Origin of the sequence: Micromonospora sp. NPDC048063, assembly GCF_043202855.1 — a bacterium.
Lineage (GTDB): Bacteria > Actinomycetota > Actinomycetes > Mycobacteriales > Micromonosporaceae > Micromonospora.
The window spans coordinates 17908-40994 of the sequence record NZ_JBIDBG010000025.1 but is presented as its reverse complement, the minus strand read 5'-3'; the positions used below and the strand labels follow the sequence as shown (position 1 = coordinate 40994).

Sequence of the window (23087 nt, the reverse complement as noted above, 5' to 3'; positions counted from 1 at the left end):
CCCATCGGGCAGGATAAGCGGATGCCGAGCCTGACCCGTGTAGAGGCGACCGCGCGTGGCGCGGCGATCACCGTCGAGTCCTACCAGGTGGACCTCGACCTGACCGGCGACGGTGAGCGGTTCCGCTCGACCGCCACCATCCGGTTCCGGGCCGCCGCCGGAGCGCAGACCTTCGTCGAGGTCAAGCCCGCGAAGCTGCTGACGGTACGCCTCAACGACCGGGACCTCGACCCGGCCGCGCTGGCCGACGGCCGGTTCCCGCTGGCCGACCTGGCGGCGGAGAACACGCTCACCGTCACCGCCGAGATGGCGTACTCGAACACCGGCGAGGGGATGCACCGCTTCGTCGACCCGGCCGACGGCGAGACGTACCTGTATGCGATGTCCTTCCTGGACGAGGCGCCGCGCATCTTCGCCGCCTTCGACCAGCCGGACCTGAAGGCCCCGGTGACGCTCTCGGTCACCGCCCCGGCGGAGTGGACGGTCGCCGCCAACGGGGCGCTCGCCGCGAACCCCTGGCCGGGGCGCTGGGAGTTCGCCCCCACCGCCCCGCTGGCCACGTACTTCTTCTCGGTGGTCGCCGGCCCCTGGCACGTCCGCCGCGACTCCCACGACGGCATTCCGCTCGGCGTGTACTGCCGCCGTTCCCTCGCCGCCCACCTGGACGCCGACCTCGACGAGATCCTCACCGTCACGAAGCAGTGCCTCGACCGCTTCCACCAACTCTTCGCCGATCGCTACCCGTTCGGCAAGTACGACCAGGCGTTCGTGCCCGAGTTCAACGCCGGCGCGATGGAGAACCCCGGCCTGGTCACCTTCCGGGACGACTACGTGTTCCGCTCGGCGGTCACCGACAGCCAGCGCGAGGTGCGCGCCACCACCATCGCGCACGAGATGGCGCACATGTGGTTCGGTGACCTGGTCACCATGCGCTGGTGGGACGACCTCTGGCTGAACGAGTCCTTCGCCGAGTACCTGGGCACCCGGGTGACCGCCGAGGCGACCCGCTTCGACCGGGCCTGGACGACCTTCGCGATCCGCCGAAAGTCCTGGGGCTACACCGCCGACCAGCGGCCGTCGACCCACCCCGTCGCCCCGGCCGAGGTCGCCGACGCCGCCGAGGCCCTGCTCAACTTCGACGGCATCTCGTACGCCAAGGGGGCCAGCGTGCTGCGGCAGCTGGTCGCCTGGCTGGGCGACGAGGCGTTCCTCGCCGGGCTGAACGCGCACTTCGCGAAGCACCGGTTCGGCAACGCCACGCTGACGGACCTGCTGGCCGCCCTCGGCGACGCCGGCGGGCGGGACCTGGGCGCCTGGGCCGACCGGTGGCTGCGTAGCGCGCAGGTCAACACCCTGCGCATCGAGACCTCGGTCGACGCCGACGGGCGCTGGCGGGACGCGGCGATCGTGCAGACCGCCCCCGCGTCGCACCCGGTGCTGCGCCCGCACCGCGTCGGCGTGGGTCGGTACGCCGACGGCACGGCGAGCCGCTTCGAGGTCGACCTGGACCCGGACGCCGACGGCGGGCGGACCACGCTGACGCCGCTGCTCGGCGAGCCGGCCACCGGGCTGCTGCTGCCGAACGACGGCGACCTGACCTTCGCCAAGATCCGCCTCGATCCGGCTTCGGCCGACGCGGTGCCCATGGTGCTGCCGGGGCTCGCCGACCCGCTGGCCCGGGCCCTGCTCTGGGGCGAGGCGCTCGACGCGGCCACCGACGGGGAGCGCCCGGTCACCTCGCTGGTCGCCCTGGTCGCCGCGGCGCTGCCCGCCGAGACGGAGGTGACGATCGCCGAGGAGGTGCTCACCCTGAGCCGCCGGCTGATCGACCGCTACCTGGAACCGCTCGCCCGGGACGCCGCCCTGCTCCGGGTCGCCGGGGCGTGCGCGGCGCTCCTCGCCGGGGCGCCGGCCGGGGGCTCGTTGCAGCTCGCCGCCGCCCGCGGCCTGATCGCGGCCACCACCGACACCAGGCTGCTCGCCGGGTGGCTGGCCGGTGACGGCGTGCCGGAGGGCTTGGCCGTCGACGCCGACCTGCGCTGGGCGCTGCTGCTGCGCCTGGTGGTGCTGGGTGCGGCCGGCGAGGCGGAGATCGCCGCCGAGGCGGCCGCGGACCGTAGCGCCACCGGGGCGGAGCGGGCCGCCTGCTGCCGGGCGGCGCTGCCGGACGGGGAGGCCAAGCGGGCCGCGTGGGAGATCGTGGTGCGCAACACCGAGCTGTCCAACCGCCTCGTGGAGGCGACCGCCGAGGGCTTCTGGCAGCCGGAGCAGGCCGAGCTGACCGCCCCGTACGTCGAGCGGTACTTCGCCGACATGCCGGCGGCGGCGAAGCTGCGTACCCCCTGGGTGGCCGACGCGGTCACCGTGCGGGCCTTCCCCCGGTACGCCGTGGCGCAGCCCACCCGGGAGTTGGCCGCGGCCCTGCTGGCCCGGGACGACCTCACGCCCGGCCTGCGGCGCTGGGTCACCGACCTGGACGACGACCTGCGCCGGGCGCTGGTGGTCCGGACGGCGACGGCCGCCGCGTCGGCCTGAGCGGACCGGTGGCCGGGACGGCCGGCGGCCCCGGGTCGCCGTCGGCCGTGCCCGGCCTACGATCATCGGATGGAGGAGGACATCCGGCGGGTCGGCATCATGGGCGGCACCTTCGATCCGATCCACCACGGGCACCTCGTCGCGGCCAGCGAGGTGGCGGACCGGTTCGGCCTGGACGAGGTGGTCTTCGTCCCCACCGGCCAGCCGTGGCAGAAGGAGGACCAGCCGGTCAGCCCGCCCGAGGACCGCTACCTGATGACGGTGATCGCCACCGCCTCCAACCCCCGTTTCCAGGTCAGCCGGGTCGACATCGACCGGGGCGGGCCCACCTACACGGTCGACACGCTGCGTGACCTGCACGCCGAGTACGGCCCGAAGGTGCAGCTCTTCTTCATCACCGGTGCCGACGCGCTGGAGCGGATCCTCTCCTGGAAGGACCTGGACGAGATCTTCGAGCTGGCCCACTTCATCGGGGTGACCCGGCCCGGTTTCGAGCTCACCGACGCGCACCTGCCCGCCGACACGGTGAGCCTGGTGCAGGTCCCGGCGATGGCCATCTCGTCCACGAACTGCCGCGCGCGGGTCGCCCGCGGGGAGCCGGTCTGGTATCTCGTGCCGGACGGTGTGGTGCAGTACATCGCCAAACGGCGCCTCTACCAGCAGTGATTCGACCCGGTATCGGGTGGTTCGGCCGGGTAACGCGTCAGAACTGGCGAGTCGGGATTCCGCCGTGTGTGAGACGCTTGGAGGATCGCACGGTTGATCGAAGGAGAACGGTGACAGTTTCCGAACGCGCTCACGAGTTGGCGATCGCCGCCGCCCAGGCCGCGGCCGACAAGAAGGCGCAGGACATCGTCATCATCGACGTGGGCGACCAGCTCGCCATCACCGACGCGTTCCTGCTCGCCGCCGCCCCGAACGAGCGTCAGGTGCTCGCCATCGTCGACGCCATCGAGGAGCGGCTGCTCCAGCTTCCGGAGAAGGCCAAGCCGGTCCGGCGCGAGGGCGAGCGGGGCGGCCGGTGGGTGCTGCTGGACTACGTCGACATCGTGGTGCACGTCCAGCACACCGAGGAGCGCGAGTTCTACGCCCTCGACCGGCTCTGGAAGGACTGCCCGACGATCCCGTTCGTCGACCGGGACCTGGTCGACGCCGAGTCCGGCACCGGCTCCGCCGCCGCGGAATGACCCGCCTGATCATCTGGCGGCACGGCAACACGGACTGGAACGCCGCCAGCCGGGTCCAGGGGCAGACCGACGTGCCGCTGAACGACCTCGGCCGCGAGCAGGCCCGCACCGCCGCGCCCCTGCTTGCCGCGCTGCGGCCGGACGCCATCGTCGCCAGCGACCTGAGTCGCGCGGCGGACACCGCCGCCGCGCTCGCGGCGCTGACCGGGTTGCCGGTGCGCACCGACCCGCGGCTGCGGGAGCGGCACTTCGGGCTCTGGCAGGGGCTCGTGCTCACCGAGGCGGCCGAGCGACACCCCGCCGAGTTCGCCCGCTGGCGGGCCGGTGACCCGGATCCGGGCGCCGGCATCGAGACCCTCGACGACCTCGGCAAGCGGATCGGCGCGGCGTTCCAGGACGCCGCCGACCTGGCCCCCGGCGGCACCGTCGTGGTGACCACCCACGGCGGCGGCGCCCGGCAGGGCGTCGGCCAGCTGCTCGGCTGGGAGCACGCGGTGCTGCGCACCGTGGGGTCGCTGTCCAACTGCCACTGGACGGAGCTGCGGCACGACGACGCCCGGGGCTGGCACCTGCGCGCCCACAACGTCGGCCTGATCACTGTGCCGGCCACCACCGAGGCCGTCTGACCCCGGCGTTCCCCGCCGCGATCGGCTAGCGTGCCGGGCATGCCCGTCGCGGTCGTCACCGACTCCACCGCCTACCTCCCGCCCGAGCTGCCGCACGCCCGCCGGCTGACAGTGGTGCCGTTGACCGTCGTGCTCAACGGCGCGGAAGGGCTGGAGGGGGTGGAGGTCACCCCGGCCGACGCCACCCGGGCGCTCGGCGGGCGGCGGGTCTCGGTGACCACCTCCCGCCCCGCCCCCGAGCAGTTCGCGCGGACGTACCGGGACCTGTTCGACGCCGGCGCCGACGGGATCGTCTCGGTGCACCTGTCGGCCGAGCTCTCCGGCACGGTGGAGGCCGCTCGGCTGGCCGCCGCCGAGTTCGACGACCGGGTCGCCGTGGTCGACAGCCGCTCGACCGGCATGGGCCTGGGCTTCCCGGCCGTCGTCGCCGCCACGGCGGCCGAGCGGGGCGGGGACCTTGCGGGCGTACGCGACGCCGCGCTGGCGGCGGTCGACCGCACCAGCATCTGGTTCTACGTCGACACGCTGGAGTTCCTGCGCCGGGGCGGCCGGATCGGCGCCGCGGAGGCGCTGCTCGGCACCGCGCTGTCGGTCAAGCCGATCATGCACATGTCGGACGGGGCGATCGTCGTCAGGGACAAGGTGCGCACCGCCAGCCGGGGCGTGGCCCGGCTCGTCGACCTGGCCGTCGAGGCGGCCGGCGACGACGACGTCGACCTGGCCGTGCACCACCTGGCCGCGCCACAGCGGGCCGAGGCGCTGCTGGAGACACTGACCGCCCGGCTGGGCGACCGCCTGCACCACGCGTACGTCTCGGAGGCGGGCGCGGTGGTCGCCGCGCACGCCGGGCCGGGCCTGGCCTGCGTGGTCGTGCACCGCCGGCCCGCCACCGACTAACGTCGATCCCGCGACGGTCATGCCCCGCTGACGCTGTCGAGCTGCCCCACCGGACGGGGCAGCGGGGGGCCCGACGCGCGCCCGGCGCCGCCGGCGGAATCGGGGAGGATGCGATGTCCTGTGTGGTGACCGGTGGCGGGCGCGGGGTCGGCCGGGCCGTCGTGGAGCGGCTCCTCGGCGCGGGGAACGCGGTCGTGGTCGTGGAGCACGATCCCGACGCGGTGGCCTGGCTGACCGCGCACCCGGCCGCCGACCGGCTGGCGGCGGTCGTCGGTGACGCCGGCGATGAGCGGGTCGCCGCCCGGGCCGCCGACCTCGCCGAGGAGACCGGGCCGCTGACCGGCTGGGTCAACAACGCGGCGGTGTTCCGGGACGCCTCGCTGCACGCCGATCCGGTCGACGAGGTGCTCGACCTGATCGGGCGCAACCTGCGTCCCGCCGTGGTCGGTGCGGCGACGGCGGTGCGCCGTTACCTGGCGGCCGGCACGGGCGGGGCAGTCGTGAACGTCTCCTCCCACCAGGCTCGGCGGCCGGTGCCCGGCTGCCTGCCGTACGCGACCGCGAAGGCCGCCGTCGAGGGGCTGACCCGGTCGCTGGCCGTCGAGTACGCCCCACGGGGCATCCGGACCAACACCGTGGCGTTGGGCTCGGTCGCCACCGAACGGCACGCCGCCTTCCTGGCCGGGCAGGAGCCGGCCGCGGCGGAGTGGATCGACGCCGAGCTGATCCGGCTGCACCCGGTCGGGCGGATCGGCCGGCCGGAGGAGGTGGCGGAGGCCGTCGCGTACCTGCTGTCGCCGGTGGCGGGCTTCATCAACGGGGTGACCCTGCCGGTCGACGGGGGACGGTCGGTCTTCGGTCCGGATCCGGAGGCGCGCTGACCTGCGGCTTTCCGGGGCCTAGCACAGCTTGGGCATGATCAGGCGGTTGTCCACAGGGGGCCGTGCCGTCCACAGCCGGCCTCGCGACCCCCTCCGGACGGCCATCGCGGTCCTAGCCTCGCGTCGTGTCAGACGACGAGGAGACGGTGGTCCGGGAACGGCTGCGCCGGTTGGTGACGGGCCCGCCCTCGGCGGGTACGCCGGCGCGCGAGGCCCGGTTCGCCGAGCACACCGGATGGTCTCCGCCGGCACCGGCCGGGACCGACCCGGAGTCGTGGCCGGGGTCGGGTCCCGGCACCGCTGCGGCGGTCCGGTCGGCGCCGGCCCTCGCCCCGGCCCCGGCCGGGCGGACGGCGCCGCCGGATCCCGCTCCGCCGCCCGAGGCCACGGCGGCCACGGCCGAGGCGGCGACGTCCTCCCGGTTGCCGGGGCCGGGCGCGTTCGACCCCGGGCGGCGGGGTGTGCGGGCGTTGGCCGTCGTCGCCGTGCTGGTGGTGCTCGGGGCCGGCTTCTGGGCCTGGCGGTCCCGACCGCAGGCCGAGCCGGTCCGGCCGGTGGCCACCGCCGAGCCGCCCGTGGTGTCGGCGACCGGGCCGGTGGAGCCGGGGGCGTCCCCCGCCGGCGAGCTGGTGGTCGCTGTCGCCGGCAAGGTACGCCGTCCCGGGCTGGTCCGGGTGCCGGCCGGCGCTCGGGTCGCCGATGCGGTCGAGGCGGCCGGCGGGGCTCTGCCCGGAGTGGACGTGGCCCTGCTCAACCCTGCCCGCAAGGTCACCGACGGGGAGCTGATCCTGGTCGGCGTCGCCGCCGCGCCGGGCGCGGCACCACCGCCCGGCGGGGCGCCGGGAGCGGCGCCCGGCGCGGGCGGCCGGCTCAACCTGAACACCGCGACGCTCGCGCAGCTCGACGCCCTGCCCGGAGTGGGTCCCGTGCTCGCCCAGCGCATCCTCGCCCACCGCGACCAGCAGGGCGGCTTCCGCTCGGTCGGCGACCTGCGCCAGGTCGACGGCATCGGCGACGCCCGGTACGAGCAGCTCAAGGACCTGGTGACGGTGTGACGGCGGGCGGACCGCCGGCGCGGGCCGAGCGACCGTCGCCGGTGACGGCTGCCGCCGGCGGCACGCCGGGTGCTGCGGGGCACCGGCCGGCGGAGGAGCCGGACCTGCGGCTGGCCGGCCTGGCCGTGGCGGCCTGGCTCGCCGCGCTGGCCGGGCTGCACCTGACTGCCGGCGTGACGCTGTTGCTGGCGGCGGTGGCCGCCGGGGTGGCGGGCCTGGCCGGGCTCCACCTCGTCGGCGTCCTCGGCCGGCCGTCCGCCCCCGTCCGGCGGTACGGCTGGATCGCCGTCGCGGTGCTGATCGGCGTGGTCTGCGGCGCGACGGCGACCGCCGCCCGGGTGTCCCTCCGCGACGCCGGGCCGGTACGCGCACTGGTCGAGGAGCGTGCCGTCGTCACCGCCGAACTGGTCGTCCGCGACGACCCCCGCCCCGTGCGCGGTGTCGCCGGACGGCCGGCCACCCTGCTCGTGCCGAGCGAGCTGACCGGGGTCACCGGCCCGGACGGGCGGCGGGTCGTCGCGCCGGTCCGCGTGCTGGTCCTCGCCGCCGACCCGGGCTGGAAGGGGTTGCTGCCCGGGCAGCGGCTGACCGCCGAGGGGAGGCTGGCCGTCCCGCGCGGCGGGGACCTGACGGCCGCCGTGCTGAGCGCGGCGGGCCCGCCGGAGCGGCACGGTGCGCCGCCGACGTCGCAGCGGGCGGCCGGGGCGCTCCGCGGCGGCCTGCAACGCGCCTGCGCGCCGCTCCCCGACGAGCAGGGCGGCCTGCTGCCCGGCCTGGTCGTCGGCGACACGAGCAGGTTGCCGCCCACGGTGGAGGAGGACTTCCTCGCCACCGGCATGACCCACCTGAACGCCGTCTCCGGCTCCAACGTGGCCATCGTCGTCGGCGCCGTGCTGCTGCTGGCCCGTTGGGTGCGGGCCGGCCCCTGGCTGGCCGCCGGGCTCTGCGGGCTGGCCCTGGTGGGGTTCGTCATCCTGGTCCGCCCCTCGCCGAGCGTGGTGCGGGCCGCCACGATGGGCGCGATCGGGCTGGCCGCGCTGGCGGCCGGGCGTCCCCGGGCGGCCCTGCCCGCGCTCTCCGCCGGCGTGGCCGTGCTGTTGCTGTTCGACCCGGAACTGGCCGGTGACGCCGGCTTCGCGCTCTCCGTGCTGGCCACCGGCGGCCTGCTGCTGCTCGCTCCGAGGTGGCGCGACGGGCTGCGCCGCCGTGGTGTGCCGGCCGGGTTCGCCGAGGCACTGGCGGTGCCGGCCGCCGCACAGCTCGCCTGCGCCCCGGTGGTGGCCGGGATCTCGGGCACGGTGAGCCTGGTCGCCGTGCCGGCGAACCTGCTCGCGGTGCCGGCGATCGCGCCCGCCACGGTGCTCGGCGTGCTGGCGGCGGCGGTGTCGCCCGTCTGGCCCGCGGGGGCGGAGTTCCTCGCCTGGCTGGCCAGTTGGCCGGCCTGGTGGCTGGTCACGGTGGCGCGGCACGGGGCGCGGCTGCCGGCCGGGACGCTGCCGTGGCCGGGCGGGGTTCCCGGGGCCCTCCTGCTGGCCGGGCTGACCGTCGCGCTGCTGGTGGCCGCCCGACGCCCGGTCGTCCGCCGGCTGGTGGCGGTGGTCGTCGTCGCGGTGGTGGCCGGCGCGCTGCCGGTGCGGCTGGCGGCCCCCGGCTGGCCCCCGGCGAACTGGGTGGTCGCCGCCTGCGCGGTCGGCCAGGGCGACACCGTCGTGCTGCCGGTCGCCCCGGGCCGGGCGGTGGTGGTCGACGCCGGGCCGGATCCGGCGGCGGCGGACGGCTGTCTGCGCCGGCTCGGCGTACGCGAGGTCGCGCTGCTGGTGCTCAGCCACTTCCACGTCGACCACGTGGGCGGTGTGGCGGGCGTGTTCCGGGGAAGGCCGGTGGACGTCGTGCTCGCTCCGCAGTGGGCGGAGCCGGCGGCTGGGCGGGACCTCGTCCGCGCCGAGGCGGCGGCGCACTCCACCGAGGTGGTCGCCGGCCGGGCCGGTTGGCGGTACCGGGAGGGCGTGCTCGACCTGGTCGTCGTCGGTCCGCCACACCCGCTTCGGGGCACCCGGTCGGACCCGAACAACAACTCGCTGGTGCTGCTCGCCACGGTCGCCGGGGTGCGGATCCTCCTCGCCGGCGACGCCGAGACCGAGGAGCAGCGGGCGCTGCTCGACAGCGCCGTGCCGGGCGGGCTGCGGGCCGACGTGCTGAAGGTGGCGCACCACGGCTCCGCCTACCAGGATCCGGCCTTCCTGGACGCGGTCCGCCCGGCGGTCGCCCTGGTGCCGGTCGGGGCCGGCAACACGTACGGGCATCCGCACCCGGCGGTGCTGGGGCGGCTGGCCCGGGGCGGGGCGCGGGTGCTGCGTACCGACACCGACGGGGACGTGGCGGCGGTGCTCGGCCGGTCGGGCCTCGCGGTCGTGACGCGCGGCACCCCACCGGGCCGGCAGCCCTAGGAGTCGATGTCGATTCTCGGCTTTGGCGGCGTATTGAGATAAATGTCTGGATTTGCACTGAGTGCGGGCTCTGCCGTCACAGTGCGGATGAGCAGGCTGGATCGGGCCGCCGGCCGTGCGAATATGGGCGGCGTGACCGCCGCCAGCCTCGCTCCCATTCTGCTCGTCCTCGGCGACGAGGAGCTGCTCGCCACGCGCGCGGTCACCGAAGCCGTTGCCCGGGCCCGCGGTGTCGAGCCCGACGTGGACGTCCGCGAGTACCAGGCCGGCGCCCTGACCGTCGGCGAGATCGCCGAGATGCTCAGCCCCTCCCTCTTCGGCGGGCGGCGGGTGCTGGTGCTCCGCGCCGGCCAGGACGCCCGCAAGGACCTGGTGGCGGCCCTGCTGGCGTACGCGAAGAACCCCGACCCCGAGGTGCAGCTCGTCGTGCTGCACCTCGGCGGGGCCAAGGGCAAGGCGTTCGCCGACGGGCTGAAGGCGGCCGGCGCGACGGTCGTGCCGGCGGCCAAGCTCAAGGGGCACCGCGACCGGGTGGCGTTCGTCCGCGACGAGATTCGCCGTGCCGGCGGGAAGTGCACCGACGACGCCGCCGAGGCGCTCATCGCGGCGGTCGGCAACGACCTGCGCGAGCTGGCCGCCGCCTGTTCCCAGCTGATGGCCGACACCGACGGCCGGATCGGCGCTGACACGGTCGCCCGCTACTACCGGGGCCGGGTCGAGGTGAGCGGCTTCACGGTCGCCGACGCCACCATGGTCGGCGACGTGCCGGCTGCCCTGGAGGCGCTGCGCTGGGCGCTGCACGTCGGGGTCGACCCCGTGCCGATCGCCGACGCGATCGCCGACGGCGTACGCACCGTGGCCCGGGTGGCGTCCGCCGGTCGGGGCAGCCCCTACCAGTTGGCGAGCAGCCTGGGCATGCCGGCGTGGAAGATCGAGCGGGCGCAGCGCCAGGGGCGCGGATGGACGCCCGAGGGCCTGGTCGAGGCGATGCGGGCCGCCGCCGAGTGCAACGCGGCCGTCAAGGGCGGGGCGGACGACCGGGCGTACGCGCTGGAGCGGGCCGTCTTCTCGGTCGCGGCCGCCCGGCAGGGTGGCGCCCGGTGAGCGGAGCCCTCCGCGGCTCGTGGGCCACGATCCCCGCCGACGAGGAACGCTACCGGCCGCTCTACGCCCGGGTCCTCGGGCTGCGCGTCGTCAACCCCGGCGGGGTGCTCTGCTTCCTCTTCTTCGAGGGCGCCGTCGCGCTCGCCGCGCTGCTCGCCCTCGCCGAGCTGGTCACCTGGTGGGCGGTGCTGATCCTGCCCGCGACGGTGGCGGTGATGGTGAAGCTCAACGACATGGTGGCCGCCAGGGTGGTCCGCTCCGCGGCCCTCGTGCCGGAGCAGGAGCGGGACCGCTTCCGCCAGCAGATGCAGCCCGTGGTCGGGCGGGCCAGGGTCGACTGGATCACGCACAGCGTGCCCGGCGTGGTCGTCACGGCCGAGCCGGTGGCGCGGGCGGCCGGTGACGGGACGGAGCCCGGTCGGTCCGCTCGGCCGTGATCCTCGGCACGCCGGAAGCCCGGCCGGGTTCTCCCGGCCGGGTGGCGGTGCGGAACGCAGAAGGGGCAGACAGCCGGAAGCCCCGGGGAGTGCCCGGGGCTTCCGGTCAGGTCTGAGGTCGCCGCGTCAGGCGGAGAGCGACACCACGCGCTTGGCGATCGCGGACTTGCGGTTCGCGGCCTGGTTCGAGTGGATCACGCCCTTGCTGACTGCCTTGTCCAGCTTGCGCGAGGCGTCGCGCATGAGGATGGTGGCCTTCTCGACGTCACCAGCCTCCGCAGCCTCGTGGAACTTCCGGACGGCGGTCTTCAGCGACGACTTGACCGACTTGTTACGCAGCCGGCGCTTCTCGTTCTGCCGGTTGCGCTTGATCTGGGACTTGATGTTCGCCACGCGACAGCCTCGTCTTGATAGCTCGGGTTGGTCTGCTTCTGCGCGCGACGAGCATGCGTCATCGCTGCGCGAAAAGCCAGGTTACCAGGTCGCCCGGGACGAGCCAAAACGGCTCCGCCCAGGCCCTGGTGGGGCGTGCCCGGTCGGGCACGGGCCGGTCGGGCACGGGCCGGTCGGGCACGGGCCGGTCGGGCACGGGCCGGTCGGGCACGCCCCACCAGGGCGGGGAGTCGGCCGGCGCGTGCGGAGAGGCCCCGGTGCCGGCCGGGGGCACAGGGGGTCAGGCCCAGCCCTGCCGGCGGGCGAGCCAGGCGAGTGACTGCTCGCCGCTCCACCGCTGGTGCGCCGGCAGGTGCGGCGACGCCGTCGCGGGCGCCGAGGCGGCCGTGGTGAGAAAGTAGCCGGACAGGGCGGCCAGCGTGACGTCCAGCGCGTCCGGGGGCGCGCCCGCCGCCGCCGGATGCCGGGCGAAGAGCGCGTCGGCGTCCAGGCCGCCGGCGTACGCGGTGAGGAGCAGGCTGGCCAGGTCGAACCAGGCCGGACCGTGGCAGAGCCAGGTCCAGTCGCAGAGCCAGGCCCGGCCGGTCCCGTCGATCAGCACGTTGTCCAGCCGGAGGTCGCCGTGGATCAGGCCACTCGCCCCGGCGGCGTACCCGGGGAGGCGGGACTCCAGCGCGACCAGGTCGGGCAGGCGGTCGCGCACCCGCTCGGGCAGCGGCGGCGACGGCTCCCGGCCGGCGGCCACCTCGCCCCACCAGAGGATGTCCTCGCGGGCCAGGTCGGCGAGGTGGGGCAGCCCGAGCGCCGCCAGCGGGGCCGGGGGCGCGGCCAGCGCGGCGGCGACCTCGGCGTACCCGGCGAGGGTGGCGGTCAGCTCGGCCGGCTCCCAGGGCAGCCGGGGCGTGTGGCCGTCGACGGCGTCCAGGCAGAGCGCGAACCAGCCGGCCTCGTACAGCGTCCAGCGGGGGCGGGGAGCCGGCAGGCCGTCCGGGAGCCGGTCGAGGATCGCGGCCTCCCGGGCGTACCAGTCGACCAGGCGCGGTTGCTCGGCGGCGGACGCGGCCTTGACGAAGGCCCGGTCCCCGGCGGCGGTGGTGAGGACGGCGGCGAAGCCCCGGGTGAAGCCGGCGCCGGCCACGCGGGCGGCGACCACCGGGGCGCCGATCCGGACGGCGATCGCGGTGCGCAGGGCCGCGGGCAGCGTCTCCCACGCCGGTCGGCGGGCGGTGGCGTGGTACGGCACCGGGGGCGGGAACGTCGGGGGCACGCCACCATGCTGCACGAGGCACGGTGAACCGTGACGCGGGCCGCGACCCGTCGGGGTGTTCCCGCTGCGGCGGGACGGGCGGCGCGGTCTGCCAGACTGCCAGGCCATGAGGACCGACGACTTCTGGCAGTTGATCGACCGGGCCCGGGCGGGCGGCGGGGGAGAGCCGCACGCGGTCGCCGCGCGGGCCGTCGCCCTGCTCGCCGAGCGCGACCCGGACGACATCGTCGGGTACGCCCGCCACCAGGCCCGGGTGCTGTCGGCCTCGCACAAGGCCGACCTCTGGGGTGCGGCCTACCTGATCAACGGCGGGGTGTCCGACGAGGGCTTCCACCACTTCCGGGGCTGGCTGATGACCCAGGGGCGCGAGGTCTTCGCCCGCGCCGTCGGCGACCCGGACTCGCTGGCCGGGCTGCCGCAGGTGCGGGCGGCGTCGCTCAGCGGCGAGGAGTTCTCGGCAGAGGGGATGCTGGCGGTGCCGTGGGACGCCTACCGCAGGGCCACCGCCACCGAGCTGCCGGCGGACCGGGAGCCGGCGCCGGTGCCGGACCTCAACGACTTCTGGGACTTCGACGACGAGGAGGAGGCCAGGCGGCGGTTGCCCCGGCTCGCCGCCCTCTTCGTCGAGCCGCCTGCCGAGTGACGCCGGCCGGGGCCTCGGCGCGGTGACGCCGTGCGCCGGCGTGCCCGGCGTGGGGTCCGCGGGTGATCCTCGGCGGCGGGGATCGCCCGCGCAGCGGGCGCGCGGCGGCGACGTGGGAGCATAGAGGGGGCCGGCGTCGCGCCGGCCCGCTCACGTCAGCCGACCAGAACGGACCGCTGTGCCACCGACGCTCGATTCCGGCGCGAACGCTCCTGGTGCCACCGACCCGGCGCGCATCAGGAACTTCTGCATCATCGCCCACATCGACCACGGGAAGTCGACCCTGGCCGACCGGATGCTGCAGCTCACCGGCGTGGTCGACCCCCGGCAGATGCGTGCGCAGTACCTCGACCGGATGGACATCGAGCGCGAGCGCGGCATCACGATCAAGAGCCAGGCCGTCCGGATGCCCTGGACCGTCCGGGAGGGCGACCGGGCCGGCGAGACCGCCGTGCTCAACATGATCGACACTCCGGGCCACGTCGACTTCACCTACGAGGTGTCCCGGTCGCTGGCCGCCTGCGAGGGCGCGATCCTGCTGGTCGACGCCGCCCAGGGCATCGAGGCGCAGACCCTGGCGAACCTCTACCTGGCGCTCGAGAACGACCTGCACATCATCCCGGTGCTCAACAAGATCGACCTGCCGGCCGCCCAGCCGGAGAAGTACGCCGAGGAGCTGGCGCGCCTGATCGGCGGCGACCCGGCGGACTGCATCAGGGTCTCCGGCAAGACCGGCGAGGGCGTGCCGTACCTGCTCGACGAGATCGTCCGGCAGTTCAAGCCCCCGGTCGGCGACGCCGAGGCGCCCGCCCGCGCGATGATCTTCGACTCGGTCTACGACGTCTACCGGGGCGTGGTCACCTACGTCCGGGTCATCGACGGGCGGATCAGCGCGCGCGACCGGATCAAGATGATGTCCACCGCCGCCGTGCATGAGCTGCTGGAGATCGGCGTCATCTCGCCGGAGATGGTGAAGGCCGACGCGCTCGGCGTCGGCGAGGTGGGTTACCTGATCACCGGCGTGAAGGACGTCCGCCAATCCCGGGTGGGTGACACGGTCACCATCAACTCCCGGCCGGCCACCGAGGCCCTGGGCGGCTACAAGGACCCCAAGCCGATGGTCTACTCGGGCCTCTACCCGATCGACGGCTCCGACTACCCCAACCTGCGCGAGGCGCTCGACAAGCTCAAGCTCAACGACGCCGCGCTCGACTACGAGCCGGAGACGTCGGGTGCGCTCGGCTTCGGCTTCCGCTGCGGCTTCCTCGGCCTGCTGCACCTGGAGATCATCCGGGAGCGGCTGGAGCGCGAGTACAACCTCGACCTGATCTCGACCGCGCCGAACGTGGTCTACCGGGCCATCACGGAGGACGGCCAGGAGATCGTCGTGACGAACCCGAGCGAGTACCCCACGGGCAAGATCGCCGAGGTGTACGAGCCGGTCGTGCGCGCCACCGTGCTCACCCCGAACGACTACGTCGGCGCGGTGATGGAGCTCTGCCAGGGCCGCCGGGGGAGCCTGCTCGGCATGGACTACCTCTCCGCCGACCGGGTGGAGCTGCGCTACACGCTGCCCCTCGCGGAGATCATCTTCGACTTCTTCGACCAGTTGAAGAGCCGCACCAAGGGCTACGCCTCGCTGGACTACGAGCCCTCGGGCGAGCAGTCGTCCGACCTGGTCAAGGTCGACATCCTGCTGCACGGCGAGCCGGTGGACGCGTTCAGCGCGATCGTGCACAAGGACAAGGCGTACAACTACGGGGTCACCATCGCGGCGAAGCTGCGCAACCTGATCCCGCGCCAGCAGTTCGAGGTGCCGATCCAGGCGGCCATCGGCAGCCGCGTGATCGCCCGGGAGACCATCCGCGCGATCCGCAAGGACGTGCTCGCCAAGTGCTACGGCGGTGACATCAGCCGCAAGCGCAAGCTGCTGGAGAAGCAGAAGGAGGGCAAGAAGCGGATGAAGATGGTGGGCCGCGTGGAGGTCCCCCAGGAGGCCTTCATCGCCGCGCTCTCGTCCGACTCCGGGGACGGCAAGGCCCCCGGCAAGAAGTGACACGCCGCCGGCCCGCCGGCGGATGACGACGTACGACGGCCGGCGCCCCGGCCGGGCAGCGGACCTCGGTGGTCCCGCCCGGGCCGGGGCGTCGGCCGTTCGCGTCCGAAGAATTTCTGCGGCCCGCCCCGAGGACGGGCCGGCCCGCGACGGGACGGGCCGCCACCTGCGCGGACGGTTCCGCGGCGGTATTCGCCGCGGCGCGCCATTGACGGCCGACGCCGCCTGTCCGGGTGCGAACCGGTTTGGCTTTTCCACGACTCGGGCACATTGCGGTCACGACAGGAACACCACAGACCGTGGAATTGATTATTCGCAGAAGGAGGGCGACGTGGAGCTCACCGTTTGGGGCATCATCACTGCGCTCATCGTTGGTCTGATCGTCGGCGCTCTGGGTCGCCTGCTCGTGCCGGGCCGCCAGAACATGCCGATGTGGCTGCACATGCTGATCGGTGTCGGCGCCGCGCTGCTGGGCACCGTCCTGGCTCGGGCGATGGGCATCGCCACCGAGACCGCCGGTATCGACTGGGGGGAGCTGCTGGTCCAGGTCGTGCTGGCCGCCATCGCCGTGGCGCTGGTCGCCGGCGTGGGCCGTCGCCGCAGCGTCACCCACCGGTAACCCCCGCACCGCGTTCGACGGGCGTCCGACCACCGGGTCGGGCGCCCGTTTCGCGTCCGCCGACGGTCCGGTCGGCCTCCCGGACGCCCCCGGGCGGGCCGACCGGCGGGGGCGCGGCCCGCGTGAGCGTGTCCGGACTCCGCATTCCGGGGTGGGACGCCGCCCGGCCCTTTTTCGCGGTCGGCGTCCCGTCTGGGCGAGCGGGCCACCCGGTGTCCCGGAAAAGCCGGTTTGGGGCTGTGGCGGGCAGGGAACCTATCGGTCACGACAGGAACACCACAGATCGTGGAACTCATTTCTTTCATCCGAAGGAGGGCGACGTGGAGCTCACCGTTTGGGGCATCATCACTGCGCTCATCGTTGGTCTGATCGTCGGCGCTCTGGGTCGCCTGCTCGTGCCGGGCCGCCAGAACATGCCGATGTGGCTGCACATGCTGATCGGTGTCGGCGCCGCGCTGCTGGGCACCGTCCTGGCTCGGGCGATGGGCATCGCCACCGAGACCGCCGGTATCGACTGGGGGGAGCTGCTGGTCCAGGTCGTGCTGGCCGCCATCGCCGTGGCGCTGGTCGCCGGCGTGGGCCGTCGCCGCAGCGTCACCCACCGGTAACAATCACAGCCTGAACTCGACGGGCGTCCGACCGGCAGGTCGGGCGCCCGTTCGCGTGGGTACGACCGGATTCGCCCCGGTGCCGACCCCCGCAGGATCCTGCCCTGCGGTACCGTCGCCTCTCTTCCGCCGAACCGCCCACTGTCGTAAAGGATTTTTTCCTACTAAGGTGCGGCGGAGAAGGTTAGTGCCAAGTGGCGCGAGGGAGATATGGCGTGAACAGGTGGAAGCGGCTGGCCCCGGTCACCGCCGTCGTGGCCTCGGCCGCGATGGTGCTGGCCGGCTGCGGTGGCTCCGATGACGAGAAGGCCGCAGACAACAGCAAGCTGACGGTCTGGATGATGGGCGAGGGAAGCGAGGCCCAGACCAAGTTCCTCGACGGCGTCGAGGCCGAGTTCCGGCAGAAGCACCCGGACACCGACGTCGTGGTCCAGTACATCCCCTGGCTCGAGGCGCCGAAGAAGTTCCAGGCCGCCCTCGCCGGCGGTGAGGGGCCGGACGTCACCGAGCTGGGCAACACCGAGACCCAGGGCTGGGCGGCGCAGGAGGCGCTGGCCGACGTCACCGACAAGATGAACGGCTGGGCCGAGGGCAAGGACATCCTCCCCGACCTGGTGAAGAACGCGCAGCTCGACGGCAAGCAGTACGGCGTGCCGTGGTACGCCGGCGTCCGGGCGATGTACTACCGCACCGACTGGTTCGCCGAGGCGGGCGTGAAGCCGCCGACGAACTGGGACGAGCTGGTGGCCGCCGCCAAGGCCGTGCAGGCCAAGAAGCCGGGCAAGTACGGCATCGCCCTGCCAGGCAACTCCGAGCTGCCGTTCTACTCGTTCCTCTGGGGCGCGGGCGCCGAGATCGCCACGCAGCAGGGCGACACCTGGAAGTCCGGCTACACCACGCCGGAGGCGCAGAAGGCCGTCAAGTTCTGGACCGACCTGGTGACGGTGCACAAGGTGGCGCCGCCGGCCGCCGCGGGCTGGAACGAGATCGACGCCCGGACCCAGTTCGCCACCGGCAACGCGGCGATGGCCTTCGGCGGCAGCTGGCAGCAGGGCGCCATCAAGAAGGACAACCCGGAGATCGAGAAGGTCTGGGGCACGTTCCCGATCCCCGGCCCGGACGGCAAGGCCGCGCCCGGCTTCGCCGGCGGCTCCGACATCGCGATCTGGAAGGACAGCGAGCGGCAGAGCCTCGCGTGGGACTACCTGACCGTGCTGCTGAGCAAGAAGAACGACCAGGCCTTCGCCGACAGCCTCGGCTTCTTCCCGGTCTACAAGGACCTGGTCGGTGGCGACAAGTACGCCAGCGACAAGATCATGGCGGCGTTCGCCACCACGATGCAGAACACCAAGCTCACGCCGCTCACCCCGAAGTGGGTGGAGGTCAGCCGCACCAAGACGGTGACCCAGGCGATGAACAGCTCGGTCATGAAGGGTCAGAAGACGGTCGAGAAGGCTACCGCCGACGCGGCCGCGGAGATGGAAAGCATCCTCAACGCCAAGTGACCACGCTGACCGAGGCGCCGGAGGCGGCCGCCGCGCGGGAGACCCCCGCGCGGCGGCGCCGCCGGGTGGACCGCCTGCCCTACCTGCTGCTCCTGCCCTGCCTGGTGATCATCGGCGTGCTGCTGCTCTGGCCGCTCGGCCAGGTGGTGGTGATGTCCTTCCACCAGCTCAACAACGTCCGCCAGCTACGCGGTGACCGCGAGTGGCCGTGGGTGGGGTTCGGCAACTACGCCGAGATCCTCGGCGACCCGTTCTTCCTGACGGTGCTGCGCAACACCGTCCTCTTCGCCGCCGCCAACGTCGTGCTCACCATGATCCTGGGCACCCTGGTCGGGCTGCTGCTCAACCGGCTCGGCAAGCGGATGGCCACCTTCGTCGCCAGTTGCGTGATGCTCGCCTGGGCCACCCCGGCGCTGACCGGCACGATCGTCTGGAAGTGGATCTTCGACGACACCAGTGGCCTGGTCACCTGGCTGTTCAACGCGCTGCCCGACGGGCTTTCGCAGAGCCTCTTCGGGCGCAGCGACTGGACCGGGTACGGCTGGTTCAACTCGCCCCTGTTGTTCTTCTCGATCCTGACCCTGGTGGTGGTCTGGCACTCGTTCCCGTTCATCGCGGTGAGCGTGCTGGCCGGGCTGAAGAGCGTGCCGAGCGAGCTGCACGAGGCGGCGCGGGTCGACGGCGCCGGGCCGTGGAGGGTGTTCTGGAAGATCACCTTCCCGCTGCTGCGGCCGGTGTTCGGGATCCTGATCGTGCTCTCCACCATCTGGGACTTCAAGGTCTTCACCCAGCAGTTCGTGCTGGCCGGCGGCACGCAGGACCGGCCGACGTTCATGCTCTCCATCTACTCGTACGCGGAGGCGTTCTCGCCCCCGCCCAAGTACGGCCTCGGCGCGGCGATCGCGGTGATCCTCACCCTGATCCTGCTGGTGGTGACCGGCCTCTACGTCCGCATGGTGCTCAAGCAGGAGGAGGACGCGTGACGCGACGCGGAGGCGGTGCAGGCGTGAAGAGGATCGCCCTCAACGGCGCGGGGCTGCTGGTCGCGCTCTTCGCGGCGTTCCCGGTCTACTGGATGATCGCCACCTCGCTGAAGCCGAGTTCGGAGATCTTCTCGTCCACGCCCCGGCCGGTGCCGTCCGAGCCGACGCTGGAGCACTACCGGCAGATCCTCACCGGCAACCTGATCCCGGGCGTGACCTTCGCCGACTTCTTCCTCAACAGCGCGCTGGTCGCGGTCTCCACAGTGCTGCTCAGCGGCCTGGTCGCGCTGCTCGCCGCGACCGCCGTGGCCCGGTTCCGGTTCAAGCTGCGGACCGCCTTCCTGATCATGCTGCTGGTGGTGCAGATGATCCCGCTGGAGGCGCTGGTCATCCCGCTGTTCCTGATGATCCAGCGGCTGGGGCTCTACAACACCCTGCCCAGCCTGATCCTCACCTACCTCGGCTTCTCGCTGCCGTTCGCGGTCTGGATGCTGCGGGGCTTCGTCGCCGCCGTGCCGAAGGAGCTGGAGGAGGCCGCCGCCATCGACGGGGCGAGCCGGGCGCAGACCTTCCGGAAGGTCCTCTTCCCGCTGGTGGCCCCCGGCCTGGTGGCGACGAGCATCTTCTCGTTCATCACCGCCTGGAACGAGCTGATCTTCGCCCTGACCTTCATCAACGACCAGGAGAGCTACACCCTGCCGGTCGCGATGACGTTCTTCTTCGGCCGCGACGACACCGCCTGGGGCCCCGTGATGGCCGCCTCCACGCTGTTCACCCTGCCGGTGATCATCTTCTTCCTGCTGGTGCAGCGGCGGATGGTCTCGGGCCTGGTGGCCGGCGCCGTCAAGGGCTGACGCCCGCGTGAGGAAGGGTCCCTGGTCGACGCACCGCGTTGACCAGGGACCCTTCTTTTGCCCCCTCCGGGCGCGTCCGCGGGGCGGGCTAGGCTGACCGCCATGACGGGCAGGCTGGCAGCGGTGAACCTCGGCGGTGTGACCGAGGCGGAGTGGGCGGGCGACGCGAGCGGGCGCACCGGCATCGACAAGCGGCCGGTGGACGGCCCCGTGCTGTTGCGCGCCGACGGGGTGGCCGGCGACTTCATCGGCGAGCGCGCCCACCACGGCGGCCCGGACCAGGCGGTCTACGCGTACGCCGAGGAGGACGCCGGCTGGTGGGCGACCGAGCTGGGCCGCGCCATCAGTCCCGGCGGGTTCGGCGAGAACCTGACCACGTACGCGGTCGACGTGACCGGAGCGGTGATCGGCGAGCAGTGGGCGATCGGGTCGGCGCTGCTCCAGGTGACCAAGCCCCGGACGCCGTGCACCACCTTCGCCGGCTTCTGGGGCGTACCGGACCTGATCAAGCGGTTCACGGTGCGGGCGAAGCCCGGGGCGTACCTGCGGGTGCTGCGCGAGGGCGAGGTCGGCGCGGGTGACCCGGTCGAGGTGGTCGACCGGCCCGCGCACGGGGTGACGATCGGCGAGGTGTTCCGGGCGTTGAACCTGGAGCCCGACCTGCTGCCCCGGCTGCTCGACGCGCCGGAACTGCCCGAGCCGATCCAGGAGAAGGTGCGCCGCCGCCTCGCCCGCCGCGGCTGACCCGCCGCCTCGTCGGCTGACCTGCCGCCTCGTCGGCTGACCTGCCGCCTCGTCGGCGGTACGGGTGCCGGAGGCGTGGGAACGCGGAACGGGCCCCGTCCCGTGGGGGAGGGGGCCCGTTCGGTGTCGCCTCGGCGGGAGCCGGGTTACCGGCTCAGCGGAGCCAGGGGATGCTGCGGTCGAGCAGGCCGCGCTGCTTGAGCTCCTTGCGCAGCGGGATCTCGTCGTCGATGTAGCCGTCCCAGTTGATGCCCCAGTAGTTGGCGGTGTGGGTGCCCTCGCCGCAGAGCTGGCGCTGCACCGGCGTGCGGTTGGCCCACCACTCACCGTCCTTGTCGATGTGTAGCTCGTCCAGCGGGCGGATCCACCGGTAGGTGTAGCCGACGAAGAGCATCTTGCGCGTGATGGTCGACAGGTTGGTCGACCGGGAGTGCCACTGGCGGCGGTCGAAGATGAAGGCGTCACCGGGGTTCGCGGTGATCTCCACCGTGCCCTCCGGGTCCGGGTTGTGCACGGAGGTGTCCTCCGGGCGCGGCAGCGAGTTCCACAGGTGGCTGCCCGGGATCACCTTGGTGGCGCCCCGGCCGTTCTCCGACAGGTCGGAGAGCACGTAGGCCACCTTGAGGGAGAACATCGGCCGGGGAAGGTTCGGGTCCATCGTCTCCGGGTCGGAGTTCTGCCGGTACCCGTCCTGGTGCCAGCCCCAGTACGGCTTCTCCGGCTCCAGCGCCGGCGGGGTGACGTCCAGGTGGTTGTGGTGGGTGTAGATGTTCCAGCCGGCGAGGCCCCACATGTACGGGAAGGCGATCGGGTGGGTCAGCAGGTCGCCGAAGAGCTCGTCCCGCTCCAGGAAGCCCAGCAGGTGCAGGGTGCCGTCCTTGGTGGTGTTGCCCTTGGCCTTCTCCTCGGCGTAGACGCGGTCGACCGCCGCCTCCAGCGCCGCCCGGTGGTCCTCCGTCAGGACGTTGCGCAGCAGGAGGAAGCCCTGCTCGTGGAACTCCTTGCGGTCGGTGTCACTGATCGGTTCGTAACCGGTCCGGTCGCCGTAGTCGAACACCTCGACGTCCCCTCCCCATCGGGCGAAAACCATTGCTGGCACAGGCCGCCGATCGTAACGCGCTGGTTCCGGTGCGGGGTACTACCCCGCGTGATATACGACCGTTGCCCGAACTGTGGGGAGTTGAACCGCTACAATCCGTAGCCCCGCAAGCGGTCACCGAGGCTTATGTCCGGGAATGACGGATTGTGCGGTGACTGCCGGTAAGGAGATGGGAGTCCCTACGCCTCGGCGAAGACCTCGGCGACCACCCGGTCGCCGGCCGCGTCGTCACCGACCTGGTTCCAGGTGCCGTCGCGGGCCGTCCACTCCAGGCCGCCGAAGCGCACCCGCTTCACCCCGTGGTCGTGCGCGTGGGAGACGAGCCAGTGCGCGTACCGCCAGCCCCGACGCTCGTCGGCGGCGGGGACCGTGAGGCCGGTCAGGTCCGCCGCGGTGGTGGCGGCGGCCAGGCCCCAGTCCAGCGACAGCCCGCGGGTCAGCGCGGTCGCCGCGGCCGCCCCGCGCATCGCCGGGTCGCGGCCCACCGTGCAGGCCACCGCGCCGGTGGCGTGCCCGAGCAGGGCCCGCGTCAGCACCTCCGACTCGTCCGCCCACTTCTGGTACGCCTCTGGGAAGGCGGAGCGCTGCACCTTCTGCGCCGCGTCGGTGACCCGCATCCGCTCCCAGCCGCGCACCTTCTTCAGCGCGGCGTAGAACCGGTTCGCCGCGTACCGGGGGTCGCGGATCTCCTCCGGGCTGCCCCAGCCCTGGCTCGGGCGCTGCTGGAACAGCCCCACGGAGTCGCGGTCGCCCCCGGCGAGGTTGCGCAGGCCGGATTCCTGGTACGCGGTGGCCAGCGCCACCACGACGGCCCGCTCGGGCATCTTCCGCTGGATGCCGATCGCCGCGATCGTCGCCGCGTTGGCCATCTGGTCGGCGTCCAGGGCCACCCGGCCGTCCGCCTGCACCGTGCACGTCCGGCTGGACAGCGGCAGGCGCAGCTGCCCACCCACCTGCCGGATGACGAGCCAGATTCCGACCACGGCGACGAGGACGAGGACGACGCCGCCCGCCACGACTGCCCGAGTTCGCACCCACACCCCCTGTTCGACAGTCCGACAAGCGTACGTCCCCCGTGGTGCCCGCCGGGGTCGTCCGACCGGTTCCGGCCGGCCCGCCGCGCGTGGCAACCGGCCGGCGGGGCCCG

The 23087-nt window shown here is 73.5% G+C and carries 22 protein-coding genes; 18 read left to right on the top strand and 4 right to left on the bottom strand.

The genetic code is table 11. The features are described 5' to 3' along the window. Window positions 1-21: 21 nt before the first annotated feature. The 10 genes from pepN to ACGFZ2_RS32155 all read left to right on the top strand — a co-directional run bounded on the left by pepN (window position 22) and on the right by ACGFZ2_RS32155 (window position 11169). Complete coding sequence (gene pepN, locus ACGFZ2_RS32200; protein WP_393460326.1) at window positions 22-2535, top strand: aminopeptidase N; 2514 nt, start codon at window positions 22-24, stop codon at window positions 2533-2535. Window positions 2536-2604: 69 nt separating this feature from the next. Beyond that, window positions 2605-3201 (top strand): nicotinate-nucleotide adenylyltransferase, encoded by a 597-nt coding sequence (gene nadD / locus ACGFZ2_RS32195; RefSeq protein WP_393460323.1) that lies wholly within the window; start codon window positions 2605-2607, stop codon window positions 3199-3201. Window positions 3202-3311: 110 nt separating this feature from the next. After that, window positions 3312-3722, top strand: a complete 411-nt coding sequence (gene rsfS, locus ACGFZ2_RS32190; protein WP_350710838.1) for a ribosome silencing factor — start codon at window positions 3312-3314, stop codon at window positions 3720-3722. Continuing rightward, complete coding sequence (locus ACGFZ2_RS32185; protein WP_357460383.1) at window positions 3719-4348, top strand: histidine phosphatase family protein; 630 nt, start codon at window positions 3719-3721, stop codon at window positions 4346-4348. The genes rsfS and ACGFZ2_RS32185 overlap by 4 nt, the downstream gene beginning before the upstream one ends. Window positions 4349-4387: 39 nt before the next feature. After that, window positions 4388-5245 carry a DegV family protein gene (locus ACGFZ2_RS32180; RefSeq protein ID WP_393460320.1) on the top strand — a complete coding sequence of 286 codons (858 nt, stop codon included), beginning with the start codon at window positions 4388-4390 and terminating at the stop codon, window positions 5243-5245. Between the two features lie 113 nt (window positions 5246-5358). Further along, window positions 5359-6126 (top strand): SDR family NAD(P)-dependent oxidoreductase, encoded by a 768-nt coding sequence (locus ACGFZ2_RS32175; RefSeq protein WP_393460317.1) that lies wholly within the window; start codon window positions 5359-5361, stop codon window positions 6124-6126. 125 nt (window positions 6127-6251) lie between these two features. After that, the gene (locus ACGFZ2_RS32170) at window positions 6252-7181 is read left to right on the top strand and encodes a helix-hairpin-helix domain-containing protein (protein ID WP_393460314.1); all 930 of its coding nucleotides are present in this window, start codon (window positions 6252-6254) and stop codon (window positions 7179-7181) included. Window positions 7182-7222: 41 nt separating this feature from the next. Then, on the top strand, window positions 7223-9628 hold the full coding sequence (locus tag ACGFZ2_RS32165) for a ComEC/Rec2 family competence protein (protein ID WP_393269438.1): 2406 nt from the start codon (window positions 7223-7225) through the stop codon (window positions 9626-9628). Between the two features lie 123 nt (window positions 9629-9751). Next, a complete protein-coding gene (gene holA / locus ACGFZ2_RS32160; RefSeq protein ID WP_393269440.1) occupies window positions 9752-10732 on the top strand; it encodes a DNA polymerase III subunit delta in 981 nt (326 codons plus the stop codon). Next, window positions 10729-11169, top strand: a complete 441-nt coding sequence (locus ACGFZ2_RS32155; RefSeq protein WP_393269316.1) for a hypothetical protein — start codon at window positions 10729-10731, stop codon at window positions 11167-11169. Before holA ends, ACGFZ2_RS32155 begins: the two co-directional genes overlap by 4 nt. 126 nt (window positions 11170-11295) lie before the next feature. On the opposite strand, the gene rpsT is transcribed toward ACGFZ2_RS32155, so the two are convergent. Beyond that, window positions 11296-11562 (bottom strand): 30S ribosomal protein S20, encoded by a 267-nt coding sequence (rpsT, locus tag ACGFZ2_RS32150; RefSeq protein WP_091104033.1) that lies wholly within the window; start codon window positions 11560-11562, stop codon window positions 11296-11298. 280 nt (window positions 11563-11842) lie between these two features. Continuing rightward, window positions 11843-12844 (bottom strand): phosphotransferase family protein, encoded by a 1002-nt coding sequence (locus tag ACGFZ2_RS32145; protein ID WP_393269319.1) that lies wholly within the window; start codon window positions 12842-12844, stop codon window positions 11843-11845. A gap of 91 nt (window positions 12845-12935) precedes the next feature. Here ACGFZ2_RS32145 and ACGFZ2_RS32140 point away from each other — a divergent pair, with 91 nt between their 5' ends. From ACGFZ2_RS32140 to ACGFZ2_RS32105, 8 genes are all read left to right on the top strand, one after another. Further along, on the top strand, window positions 12936-13472 hold the full coding sequence (locus tag ACGFZ2_RS32140) for a DUF4240 domain-containing protein (protein ID WP_393269322.1): 537 nt from the start codon (window positions 12936-12938) through the stop codon (window positions 13470-13472). Between the two features lie 178 nt (window positions 13473-13650). Further along, on the top strand, window positions 13651-15528 hold the full coding sequence (gene lepA, locus ACGFZ2_RS32135) for a translation elongation factor 4 (protein WP_393269325.1): 1878 nt from the start codon (window positions 13651-13653) through the stop codon (window positions 15526-15528). A 331-nt stretch (window positions 15529-15859) separates the two neighbouring features. Continuing rightward, window positions 15860-16147 carry a GlsB/YeaQ/YmgE family stress response membrane protein gene (locus tag ACGFZ2_RS32130; RefSeq protein WP_091104043.1) on the top strand — a complete coding sequence of 96 codons (288 nt, stop codon included), beginning with the start codon at window positions 15860-15862 and terminating at the stop codon, window positions 16145-16147. Between the two features lie 320 nt (window positions 16148-16467). Next, the gene (locus tag ACGFZ2_RS32125; protein WP_091104043.1) at window positions 16468-16755 is read left to right on the top strand and encodes a GlsB/YeaQ/YmgE family stress response membrane protein; all 288 of its coding nucleotides are present in this window, start codon (window positions 16468-16470) and stop codon (window positions 16753-16755) included. Window positions 16756-16970: 215 nt separating this feature from the next. Beyond that, window positions 16971-18260, top strand: a complete 1290-nt coding sequence (locus tag ACGFZ2_RS32120; RefSeq protein WP_393269331.1) for a sugar ABC transporter substrate-binding protein — start codon at window positions 16971-16973, stop codon at window positions 18258-18260. Further along, a complete protein-coding gene (locus ACGFZ2_RS32115; RefSeq protein WP_393269334.1) occupies window positions 18257-19243 on the top strand; it encodes a carbohydrate ABC transporter permease in 987 nt (328 codons plus the stop codon). Before ACGFZ2_RS32120 ends, ACGFZ2_RS32115 begins: the two co-directional genes overlap by 4 nt. A 23-nt stretch (window positions 19244-19266) precedes the next feature. After that, a complete protein-coding gene (locus tag ACGFZ2_RS32110) occupies window positions 19267-20097 on the top strand; it encodes a carbohydrate ABC transporter permease (RefSeq protein WP_393460311.1) in 831 nt (276 codons plus the stop codon). 102 nt (window positions 20098-20199) lie between these two features. Then, the gene (locus tag ACGFZ2_RS32105; protein WP_393269337.1) at window positions 20200-20841 is read left to right on the top strand and encodes an MOSC domain-containing protein; all 642 of its coding nucleotides are present in this window, start codon (window positions 20200-20202) and stop codon (window positions 20839-20841) included. A 154-nt stretch (window positions 20842-20995) separates the two neighbouring features. Here the strand turns inward: ACGFZ2_RS32105 and ACGFZ2_RS32100 are convergent, their stop codons facing one another. Together ACGFZ2_RS32100 and ACGFZ2_RS32095 are read right to left on the bottom strand one after the other, a co-directional pair. After that, window positions 20996-21931, bottom strand: coding sequence for a phytanoyl-CoA dioxygenase family protein (locus ACGFZ2_RS32100; RefSeq protein ID WP_350710905.1), 936 nt, complete (start codon window positions 21929-21931; stop codon window positions 20996-20998). A 188-nt stretch (window positions 21932-22119) separates the two neighbouring features. Then, window positions 22120-22980, bottom strand: coding sequence for a hypothetical protein (locus tag ACGFZ2_RS32095; protein WP_393269340.1), 861 nt, complete (start codon window positions 22978-22980; stop codon window positions 22120-22122). Window positions 22981-23087: the final 107 nt, after the last annotated feature.

Excerpts from the sequence above, each read along its gene's own strand:
- pepN (WP_393460326.1), top strand. The coding sequence starts at position 22 with ATGCCGAGCCTGACCCGTGTAGAGGCGACCGCGCGTGGCGCGGCGATC.
- nadD (WP_393460323.1), top strand. The coding sequence starts at position 2,605 with ATGGAGGAGGACATCCGGCGGGTCGGCATCATGGGCGGCACCTTCGAT.
- ACGFZ2_RS32185 (WP_357460383.1), top strand. The coding sequence starts at position 3,719 with ATGACCCGCCTGATCATCTGGCGGCACGGCAACACGGACTGGAACGCC.
- ACGFZ2_RS32180 (WP_393460320.1), top strand. The coding sequence starts at position 4,388 with ATGCCCGTCGCGGTCGTCACCGACTCCACCGCCTACCTCCCGCCCGAG.
- ACGFZ2_RS32175 (WP_393460317.1), top strand. The coding sequence starts at position 5,359 with ATGTCCTGTGTGGTGACCGGTGGCGGGCGCGGGGTCGGCCGGGCCGTC.
- holA (WP_393269440.1), top strand. The coding sequence starts at position 9,752 with ATGGGCGGCGTGACCGCCGCCAGCCTCGCTCCCATTCTGCTCGTCCTC.
- ACGFZ2_RS32140 (WP_393269322.1), top strand. The coding sequence starts at position 12,936 with ATGAGGACCGACGACTTCTGGCAGTTGATCGACCGGGCCCGGGCGGGC.
- ACGFZ2_RS32105 (WP_393269337.1), top strand. The coding sequence starts at position 20,200 with ATGACGGGCAGGCTGGCAGCGGTGAACCTCGGCGGTGTGACCGAGGCG.
- ACGFZ2_RS32100 (WP_350710905.1), bottom strand. The coding sequence starts at position 21,931 with ATGGTTTTCGCCCGATGGGGAGGGGACGTCGAGGTGTTCGACTACGGC.